General features: G+C 74.6%; 10 protein-coding genes and 1 pseudogene. 5 read left to right on the forward strand and 6 right to left on the reverse strand.

Annotated features, from left to right (window positions below):
• Positions 1-147 precede the first annotated feature (147 nt).
• Together HMPREF3099_RS01495 and HMPREF3099_RS01500 are read left to right on the forward strand one after the other, a co-directional pair.
• The gene (locus HMPREF3099_RS01495) at positions 148-687 is read left to right on the forward strand and encodes an NUDIX domain-containing protein (RefSeq protein WP_070703438.1); all 540 of its coding nucleotides are present in this window, start codon (positions 148-150) and stop codon (positions 685-687) included.
• Positions 684-1,889 (forward strand): MFS transporter, encoded by a 1,206-nt coding sequence (locus tag HMPREF3099_RS01500; RefSeq protein ID WP_070703439.1) that lies wholly within the window; start codon positions 684-686, stop codon positions 1,887-1,889. The genes HMPREF3099_RS01495 and HMPREF3099_RS01500 overlap by 4 nt, the downstream gene beginning before the upstream one ends.
• Here HMPREF3099_RS01500 and HMPREF3099_RS01505 read toward each other — a convergent pair.
• Both HMPREF3099_RS01505 and HMPREF3099_RS01510 read right to left on the reverse strand, forming a co-directional pair.
• Positions 1,810-2,766 carry a type II CAAX endopeptidase family protein gene (locus tag HMPREF3099_RS01505; RefSeq protein WP_070703440.1) on the reverse strand — a complete coding sequence of 319 codons (957 nt, stop codon included), beginning with the start codon at positions 2,764-2,766 and terminating at the stop codon, positions 1,810-1,812. The two genes, HMPREF3099_RS01500 and HMPREF3099_RS01505, sit on opposite strands and share 80 nt — an antisense overlap.
• A 68-nt stretch (positions 2,767-2,834) precedes the next feature.
• The gene (locus HMPREF3099_RS01510; protein WP_070703441.1) at positions 2,835-4,205 is read right to left on the reverse strand and encodes an MATE family efflux transporter; all 1,371 of its coding nucleotides are present in this window, start codon (positions 4,203-4,205) and stop codon (positions 2,835-2,837) included.
• A gap of 121 nt (positions 4,206-4,326) precedes the next feature.
• Here HMPREF3099_RS01510 and HMPREF3099_RS12225 point away from each other — a divergent pair, with 121 nt between their 5' ends.
• Together HMPREF3099_RS12225 and HMPREF3099_RS01520 are read left to right on the forward strand one after the other, a co-directional pair.
• Positions 4,327-5,646 carry a sensor histidine kinase gene (locus HMPREF3099_RS12225; RefSeq protein WP_168168408.1) on the forward strand — a complete coding sequence of 440 codons (1,320 nt, stop codon included), beginning with the start codon at positions 4,327-4,329 and terminating at the stop codon, positions 5,644-5,646.
• Entirely contained in the window at positions 5,643-6,323 is a 681-nt protein-coding gene (locus tag HMPREF3099_RS01520; protein WP_237769694.1) for a response regulator, read from the forward strand. Before HMPREF3099_RS12225 ends, HMPREF3099_RS01520 begins: the two co-directional genes overlap by 4 nt.
• A gap of 37 nt (positions 6,324-6,360) precedes the next feature.
• On the opposite strand, the gene HMPREF3099_RS01525 is transcribed toward HMPREF3099_RS01520, so the two are convergent.
• Complete coding sequence (locus HMPREF3099_RS01525) at positions 6,361-6,957, reverse strand: TetR/AcrR family transcriptional regulator (protein WP_070703442.1); 597 nt, start codon at positions 6,955-6,957, stop codon at positions 6,361-6,363.
• Positions 6,958-7,025: 68 nt separating this feature from the next.
• Between HMPREF3099_RS01525 and HMPREF3099_RS01530 the strand changes: the two genes are divergently transcribed.
• Positions 7,026-7,505, forward strand: coding sequence for a DUF4188 domain-containing protein (locus HMPREF3099_RS01530; RefSeq protein WP_070703443.1), 480 nt, complete (start codon positions 7,026-7,028; stop codon positions 7,503-7,505).
• Between the two features lie 41 nt (positions 7,506-7,546).
• Here the strand turns inward: HMPREF3099_RS01530 and HMPREF3099_RS01535 are convergent, their stop codons facing one another.
• From HMPREF3099_RS01535 to HMPREF3099_RS12655, 3 genes and pseudogenes are all read right to left on the reverse strand, one after another.
• Entirely contained in the window at positions 7,547-7,972 is a 426-nt protein-coding gene (locus HMPREF3099_RS01535) for a ChaB family protein (protein ID WP_070703444.1), read from the reverse strand.
• 72 nt (positions 7,973-8,044) lie between these two features.
• Complete coding sequence (locus HMPREF3099_RS01540; RefSeq protein WP_070703445.1) at positions 8,045-8,953, reverse strand: sucrase ferredoxin; 909 nt, start codon at positions 8,951-8,953, stop codon at positions 8,045-8,047.
• A pseudogene (locus HMPREF3099_RS12655) lies at positions 8,950-9,219 on the reverse strand (hypothetical protein); the annotation flags it as partial. The pseudogene HMPREF3099_RS12655 and the gene HMPREF3099_RS01540, both read right to left, overlap by 4 nt.

Raw genomic sequence — 9,219 nt, forward strand, 5'->3', positions numbered from 1 at the left:
CCCGTTGAGTCGTCGCTTCCGGGGGTGAAACGGGCCAGTCGACCCCGAGGAACGACGACTCAACGGGGGGGTGGGGCTGCGGGTGCGGATGCGGCCGCGGAGGTGGAGGCTGGCGGGGCCCCGTCCTCGGCGGGCTAGCCTGCGGCCATGCGACTGGTGGTGGGTGCGGTGATCGTGGACGACCTCGCGCACCCCACCGCCGTGCTCGCGGCCCACCGGGCGGCGGAGCGCGACCTGGCCCCCATCCCCGGTGCCACCGGCGAGGTGCCGCTGTGGGAGTTCCCCGGCGGCAAGGTCGATGCGGGGGAGGCGCCCGGGCAGGCCCTGCGCCGCCAGCTGGCCGAGGAGCTCGGCATCGAGGTGCGCCTGGGCGACGAGCTGGTGCCCCCGGCGGGCGGGGCCTGGCCCATCAACGACCGGCTCGAGCTGCGCCTGTTCCTCGCGGTCGTCACCGGCGTGGCCGGCGCCGGCCCCGAGGGGGTGGGCGATCTGCCGCGCGACGCGGCCGGGCGTGTGGTGCCGGACCCCGCATCGGCGCCGGATCCCTCCCACGACGCGGTGCGTTGGCTGGCCTGGCGCGAGGTGGCCGCCCACCCGTGGCTGCCCACCAACGTGGCGCCCGCCCGGCTCCTCGCGCAGCGATGGGGCGACGCCTCCCCGGGCCACGCGCGACGGGGGACCGGGTGAGGACACGCTGGGACACCCCGGTCACCGACGGAGGCCCCACCCTCGGGCAGCTCGCGGTCTCGGCCTACGGGCCGATGGTGCTCTGGTCGGTGGCGTTCGCCGCCGTGCAGCCGGTGATCCCCCTCATCGCGCTGCGGCTGGGTGCGCCGGCCGGACAGGCGGCGCTGGTGGTCTCCGTGCAGGGGGTCGCGGCCATGTTGGTGGGCATCCCCGCCGGCCTGGCGACCGAACGGGTCGGTGAGCGGCGTGCCATGACGGCGGCCGCAGGGCTGGCGGTGGTGTCGCTGGCGGTGGTGCTGACCACGTCATCGCTGGTGCTCCTGACCCTGGGCGTCGCCCTCCTGGGGGTCTCCAGCAGCGTGTTCATGCTGGCGCGGCAGAGCTACCTCACCTCGGCGTTCCCGCGGCAGATGCTGGCCCGGGCCATGTCCACGCTGGGAGGCATGGCCCGCATCGGGTTCTTCGTCGGCCCGGTGCTGGGCGCCGGGACCATCTGGGCCGTGGGCATCCGCGGGCCGGTGGGGCTGTCTCTGGTGCTGGTGCTGGCCCTGGTGGGGCTCACCCTGCGCCTGCCGGCCCTGCCGGGGGAGTCCCACTCCAGCGACACCCGACCCCCACCGCTGCGGGGTGTGGTGCGGGCGCACTGGAGGCTCTTCGTCACCCTCGGGTTCGGGGTGGTGCTGTGCGCTGCGGCCCGGAGCTCGCGGACGGTGGTGATGCCGTTGTGGGGGCACCACATCGGGGTGGATGACTCGGTCATCGCGCTGGTGGTGGGCCTGGCCGGCCTGCTGGAGACGCTGGTGTTCTACCCGGCCGGTGTGCTCATGGACCGGGTCTCCCGGCGGGCCAACGCCATCCCGTCCATGGCGATCCTGGGCCTGGGCATCGCACTGGTGGCATTCGCTGACTCGGCGGCGCCCCTGGCCCTGGCCGCGGTCGTCATCGGCCTGGGCAACGGGTTGGGGTCCGGCATCGTCATGACCCTGTCGGGCGACGTGGCACCGCGGGTGGGTAGGCCGTCCTTCCTCGCGGTGTTTCGCACCCTGGCCGATGCGGGGGCGGCCACCGGTCCGGTGGTCCTGTCGGGGGTCACGGCGGTGGCGGGTCTGACGACCGCGGTGCTCACGGCCGCCGGGTTCGGGTTCGGCGCCTCGGCGGCGTTCGCCCGGTGGGTGCCGCGGGAGCACCGCGCCGAGGGCTGAGTCGGGCGGTGGCGCCGCCCCGGCGCTCGGTACTGCTGGTGCTGCGGGTGCGCTCCGTGTGTCCGAGGCGGCCGTGGGTCCCCAAGGCGACGAACAGCGCCAGCACCCCCAGGCCCAGAGCGGCCGGCCAGGTGCTCTCGACCTCCCGACCGGTGAGCGTGCCCGCCACCAGGAGCGCCCAGTTGAGGGCGTTGTGCCCCAGTACCGCCAGCAGGAGGGAGCCTCCGGAGCCGTCGTGCACCCAGCACAGCACCACTGACAGGCTCACCACCAGCAGCAGGTAGGCCAGGAGCTGGCTGGGCTCGTGTCGGGCGGTGTCCCACTCGGTGGTGAGGAAGAGCGGGGCGTGCCACAGGCAGTGGATGACGCCCAGCACCAGCGCACTCGGTAGAGGGGCGAGCCGTGACTGGAGGCGGGGGAGGGCCACGCCCCGCCAGCCGATCTCCTCCTGCAGCGGTCCGCCCATCAGGTAGACCACGAAGCTGCTGGCCAGCAGCGTGAGCGTGGCGGCCGTTCCGCCGGGGGCCTGGAGGCCGTCCGCGGGGGTGAGGAAATAGCCCACGGCCGTGGCCACCGGGATCGCCGCGAGCGCCACCAGGTACCAGCCGGGGTGCGCGCGCCACTGGAGAAGTCGCCCGAGGAGGCGACCCACGGCGGACCGTCCCTCGGCCGCCCAGGTCACCAGCAGCGCGGCCGCGAAGGGCCCGGCGAACATGCCCAGCTGGTTGATGCCGGCGACCTGACTCAGCGTGGGCTGCCATGGCAGGACGTCCAGGCCACTGGCCGACAGCCACCAAGGGCTCCAGATCAGCCACGAGCTGAGGTAGGCCAGCGCGACGAAGGAGACCAGTGGGTGACGGCGGACGAACGTGGCCATGGGCGTCCTCGGGTGTCGGGGACCGGGTGGTCCCTCCAGCATCGCACCTGCCCCGCACCCGGCCGCGGCTACTCTCCGGTGACCATCCACGCCGTGCCGCGAGCACGCCACACCAGGGCCGCCCCACGCAGGACCATGAAGGCGGCGAAGGCGCACCAGAGCCAGACCATGGCCGAGGGGGCCGAGGTGCCGGCGGGCACGGCCTCGCGCACCAGCCACACCACGGGCATGTAGGCCACCAGCACCGCGGTCTGTGCCCACGCCAGCCAGCGGGCGTCGCCGGCGCCGATGAGCACCCCGTCGAGCACGAACACCACCCCCGCCACGGGCTGCACCAGCCCGGCCACCAGCAACCCGGCTGACAGCGCCTCCTGAACGGCCGGGTCGTCGGTGAACAGTGCCGGCAGCACGCCCGCCAGCGCCACCAGCAGCACCCCGGTGACCACGCCGAACCACACGCCCCACCAGGTCATCAGACGGGTCATGGCGCGGGTACCCCTGGTGTCCCCGGCGCCCAGCGCCTTGCCGGTGAGCGCCTGGGCGGCGATGGCCAGCGCGTCCAGGGCAAAGGCCAGGAATCCCCAGACGGTCATGGCCACCTGGTGGGCCGCCAGGGGCACGTCGCCCAGCCCGGCCGCGAGCCACGTGGTGAGCAGGATGACCCCGCGCAGCGCCAGGGTGCGCACCAGCAGCGGGACCCCGCCGAGGGCCGCGGTGAGCACCCCGGCCGGCGTGAACGCGGTGGGCGCGGCATGGCGCCGCACGTGCCGGCCGAGGAGCCACAGCAGGCCGGCCGCCATGCCCGTCTGCGCGATGACGGTGCCGGTGGCCGCCCCGGCGATGCCCCAGCCCATGCCGAAGATCAGCCAGGCGTTGAGCGCCGCGTTGGCCGCGAAGCCGAGCGTGGCCGCCACGAGCGGCGAGCGGGTGTCCTGCAGGCCGCGCAGCACCCCCGTGACCGCCAGCACCACCAGCATCGGTGGGATGCCGAGGGCCGAGATGCGCAGGTAGGTGGCGGCCTGTCCCGTGGCCGGGCCGGACGCCCCGAAGAGGCCCGCCAGCGGCGCGGCGAGCGCCGCGGTGAGTGCCGCCGTCACACCGCCGAGCAGCAGCGCCAGCCACACGCCGTCCACGCCGGCGGCCAGGGCGCCACGCGTGTTGCCGGCCCCCATCCGCCGCGAGACCACGGCCGTGGTGCCGTAGGCCAGGAAGACGAACACACCCACCGCCGTGCCCAGCGCGGCCGTGGCCACGCCCATGCCGGCCAGCGCCTCGGTGGAGACGCGTCCCACCATGGCGGTGTCCAGCAGCAGGAACAGCGGTTCGGCGATGAGGGCGAAGAACGCCGGCACCGCCAGCGCGAGGATCTCGCGCGGCCCGGCGCCCTCAGGGCCCGTGGTCTGGTCCGGGGTCGAGGACGTGGGCTCCGGGCTGGTCACGCGCGGAGTGTCGCAGACAGACCGTGGACCGGGCCCGCCGGGTCGCCGTCGGGCCAGCCCGACAGCGATCCGGCCGGCTGGCAGGATGTCGCTCGACGCCGGAGATCACGAGGGTGGAGACATGAACGGACGCACCGCACCAGCCCACCTGAACCCCACCGATCCGATGGCCGTGGCGGGAACGGCTGTAGATGATCTGCACACGACCGGCCCGCTGCGCCGCGAGCTCTCCCGCACGGCCCGTAGCGCGCTCTACCTCCTGCTCGACCTGCCCCTCACCGTCGCCGCCTTCTGCGTGGCCGCCATCGGGGTGAGCGGGAGCCTCAGCATCCTCCTGGCGCCTCTCCTCCTGCCGGGGACCGGGATGGCCCTGCGCGCCCTGGCCCGCGTGGAGCGCGGGGCGCTGGGTGGTCTCCTCGGGATCCGTACCGAGGAGCCCCCGTACCCCGCCCCGCTGCGGGACGCCCGCGACCTCCGCGAGCACGTCCTGCACCCCCAGCTCTGGCTCGACGTCGTCTGGGCCCTGGTCGGGTTCCTGGCCTCCCTGCTGACCTTCACCCTGGTGGTGACGTCCGGCGGCCTGGCGCTGTCCGGTGTCACCGCGCCGCTGTGGCTCCCGTTCCTCCGCAGGCTGGACGGGTACCGGTCCTCCGCCGAGGACCTCTTCGGGACCGGAGGCTTCTGGCCGGACCTCCTGGTCAACCTGGGCCTTGGCGCTGCGGGTGCGCTGCTCCTGTGGGCCGTCTGCCGCTGGATCGCCCCGGTCCAGGGCCACGCGGCCGCCGTTCTGCTCTCCGGCCGGGCCACCCAGGACAACCTTGCTGCCTCCCGTCGGGCCCACCGGGCCTCGCAGCAGGCCGAGCTCAGCGGTCTGCAGCGGCTGGAGCGCGACCTGCACGACGGCCCTCAGCAGCAGCTCGTGCGGCTGCAGATGGACCTCGCCCGGGCCCGAGCGGCCGTGGACGCCGACCCGCAGCGTGCAGGCCGGATGCTGGACGACGCGAGCCGTCTGACCCGGGACACCCTCGGGGAGCTGCGCCAGCTGTCGCGCGGCATCGCCCCGCCGGTGCTCGTCGACCGCGGCCTGGTCGAGGCCGTCCGGGAGCGCGCCGCCAGCCACCCCCTGCCGGTCGCGGTGACTGGCAGGCTGGGGCGCCGCCTGCCCGAGCACCTCGAGACCGCCCTCTACTACGCCGCCAGCGAGGCCCTGGCCAACGCGGCCAAGCACGCCGACGCCCAGCACGTGCGCGTGAGCATCGGCCAGCGTGACGGGTGGGCCGGGCTCACGGTGGCCGACGACGGACGGGGCGGCGCGGACCCCGCATCGGGCCATGGTCTGGCCGGGCTGGCCCAGCGCCTGGAGGGGGTCTACGGTCGACTCACCGTCGACTCTCCGGTCGGCGGCCCCACCCGGATCACCGCGGAGGTGCCCCTGCCGTGAGCACGTCCCCGTCGCTGCGGGTCGTCGTGGCCGACGACTCGGTCCTCCTACGGGAGGGGTTGCAGCTCATCCTCGCCGACGCCGGCCACCAGGTGGTGGCCGCCGTCGGCGACGGTGACGCCTTCGTCGCCGCGATGGCCGAGCACCGGCCCGACCTCGGCATCGTCGACGTGCGCATGCCGCCCACCCACACCGATGAGGGGTTGCGCGCCACGCTCGCCGTGCGGCGGGCCGACCACTCGGCGCGCGTGCTCGTCCTCAGCCAGTACGTGGTGGCCGGGTACGTGGACGAGCTGCTCGCCGAGGACGCCTCCGGCATCGGCTACCTGCTGAAGGACCGCGTGGCCGACCTGCGGATGCTCGGTGAGTCCCTGCAGCAGGTGGCTGCCGGGGGGACGGTGCTCGACCCGGACGTCGTCCGCCAGCTGCTCGGGCGTCGGCCCGTCGCCGACCCGGTAGCCACCCTGACCCCGCGGGAGCGGGACGTGCTCGAGCTCATGGCTGCCGGGCGCACGAATGCCGGCATCGCCGAGGAGCTGGTGGTCACCGAGGGGGCGGTGGAGAAGCACACGCAGCGGTTGTTCGCGAAGCTCGGACTCAGCGAGGGGGACCACCACCGGCGCGTGCAGGCCGTGCTGGCCTGGCTCCGGCACACCGGGATCGACCTGCCCGACTGAAGTGGATCGTCCGTTGCCCGTGCTGTGCGGGGACCTCTCAGGCCGCCGAGGAGCTGCTGCCCCAGGCGGCCTGCAGGATGTCGAGCTGCCGGGAGAACGCGGTCTCGCGGGCCTTGGCGGGGAGTCCGGCGCACGACCCGAGCTCCAGGGCCACGTACCCGTGCACCCCGGCCCACAGGCTGAGGACGGCGGCCGGCAGCTCGGCCGCGCGTGACGTGGGCAGGACACGCCGCACGGCCTCCACGAGGGGGGCGATGCCCTCGAACTCCAGCCACGACCCCGCCGGGCTGGCGCCCTGCGGCGGCGCGTCGAACATCACCGCGTAGAGGTCGGGGTGCCCCAGGGCCCAGTCGCGGTAGGCGTGGCCCAGGCGTCGCAGGTCCGCCTCGGGGTCGTCGGTGGTGCCGATGGCGTGCTGGGCCGCGCTGAAGCTGCTGACGGCGGCCTCGCGCACGGCCTCGAGGAGCTCGTCCTTCCCTCCGAAGAGGGTGTAGACGGCAGCGGTGGAGGTGCCGCACCGGGTGGCCAGGCGTCGCAGGGAGAGCGCGGCCGAGCCCTCCTCGGTGAGGGTGCGCGCGGCTGCCGCCACGAGGCGGTCGCGGAGCGCGTCGTCGTGCACACGGGGTCTGGCCACTGGACGAGCCTACCCGCGAGGTGGTTCACTAACGGTGTTACAAAACGGCGTCATGAAAAGGGTGGGTCATGTCCACGAGGTTCACGCGCTACACCGCATCGCCCGAGGGGGAGGTCACGGTCTTCCTCATCGGCATGCGCGTCAACAGCCCGCTGCAGGTGCGCCGATGGGGGCCCGTGGTGATGGCCATGCCGCGCATGCTGAGGTACCTGTCGAGCACGCCCGAGGCCGGGATGTTGGGACACCACCAGTGGTTCGGCCGCACCACGATCCTGCTGAGCTACTGGCGCAGCCCGGAGCACCTGCAGCGCTTCGCGGCGGACGCCGAGGGGCCGCACCTGGAGCCGTGGCGTCGGTTCCGCGCCCTGGCCCAGGACGGCGACGTGGGCGTGTGGCACGAGACCTACGTGGCCGGACCGGGCTCGCGGGAGGCCGTCTACGCCAACATGGGCGAGGGGTTCGGCCTGGCCGGGGCCCTGGGGGCGGTGCAGATGGGCGCGGGCCTGCAGACCCATGCGCAGCGCCTGCGGGCGGTCGGCCAAGGCTGAGCGCCCGCAGGCCGTCCGGCGGGGCTCGGGGGGGCACCCCGTCAGTCCTCGCGGGCCTTGCGGGTCTCGCGCTCGCTGGCCTTCTGCAGTGCCTCGACCAGCTCGTCCTTGGTCATGTCGGACCGGCCCTCGACGTCCAGCTCCTGGGCCAGCTCGTAGAGGTGCTCCTTGGAGGCGTTGGCGTCCACACCGCCGGCGGTGTCGCCCTGCGGGTCCGGGCCGCCCTCCTCGGAGGCCTCGTCCGAGGGGCCGTTCTCGGGCTTGGGCTCCCAGTGGTCGCCGACCTTCTCGTGGGTCTGCTTCACCGCGGCCCAGGCCGTCCGGGCGGCGCGGGACTCGTCGTCGTACTGCTCCACCGCGGAGTCGTAGGCCTTGGCGAAGGTGTCCTGGGCCTTCTGGTCAGAGCGCTCCAAGGTGTCGGGGATCTCGCTGCCCTTCGCGTGGTCGTCCTTGCCGGTCTTCGGCATCGTGTCCTCCTGGCTCTCGGGGGTGACGGGTCGGGACGGGTGGCTCGGGCCTGACCGGCGCCGTGGGTGTCCTCAGCTGGCGCGGACGTCCTTGACCACCGGCAGGCGCATCGGGGCAGGACCGGCAGCGCGACAGGTCAGCTGGTGCGGCTCGGTGGTCACGGTGTGGCCGGTGACCTGCACGGGCTCACCACGCACCACCAGATCCACCTGCCAGGCCTCCTCGCTGCCCGACTGGCCGGTCACGACCACCTCGCCCCACCCCATCGGGCCGAGTTCCCGCATCGATGCGGCGACGGCCGCCTGGGCGGGCGGGGTCAGCCCACAGCGGCCCCGCAGGCGGGTGGGGTCCACGGCGCTGGCGAGGTGGGCGCGCAGGTCGGCGGTGGCCGATGCGGGGTCGCTGCCGCCGTAGATCGCCCCGTCGGGCAACAGCACCACGTTGGCGGCGAACCGGTCGCCGCCGGTGTGGGTGCACTCCCACACCGCCTCGGGCCACTCCTCGGCCAGCGCAGCGGCCACCGGCCGGCCGCGGATCGCGCAGCACACGTCCTTCAGCCCGTGCGTGCAGACCATGACGATGCCGGGTTCGCCGGCCTGCGGCACGGTCGCCTCCGCATCGGGCCAGGTGCCGAACGACTCCACGGCCCGCACCAGGTCACCGTCGCTGTGCGCAGTCCCCCAGAGCAGGGGGCGCGGGCGGTCGGTGTCCACCAAGCAGAACCGGCGCGTGGGGTGACCGGGCTCGGGGCGTGCCCCCGGGCGGCGGATCAGCATCAGGCGGGCGCCGGCGGACTCCAGGCGGGCTCGGAGCTCCTCCTTGGCGCGGTCGTAGCAGTCGAGGCCCTCCCAAGCGCTACGGCCCCAGTCACCGTTCTGCTCCACCAGGAACCAGCGTCGCGCCGGCGGGGCGGTGCCCACCATCGTGTCGCCGCGCTCGCGGGCGCCGTCGGAGCAGCGGAAGGCGGGGGAGGGGCTCACGGCTGCACCTCCACCAGGCCCCGGCGCACGAGGTCCTGCACCACAGTCAGCGGGGCGGGGAGGGCGTCGGTGCGGTGCGGGCCGTCCTGCAGCGCGGTCACCACCGCGCGGGCGTCCTCGTCCAGGTCGAACCAGCCCAGTCGGGTGTGCAGACGGTCGGGGCGAGCGGGGTCGTCCCCGAGCTCCAGCCCACCGCGCAGGGCGACGGTGCTGGCCGTGCCGAGCCCCTCGGCGGCTGCCAGCTGGGCCAGCGGGGGCGCGGGGTC

This window comes from Kytococcus sp. HMSC28H12 (genome assembly GCF_001816045.1).
GTDB lineage: Bacteria > Actinomycetota > Actinomycetes > Actinomycetales > Dermatophilaceae > Kytococcus > Kytococcus schroeteri.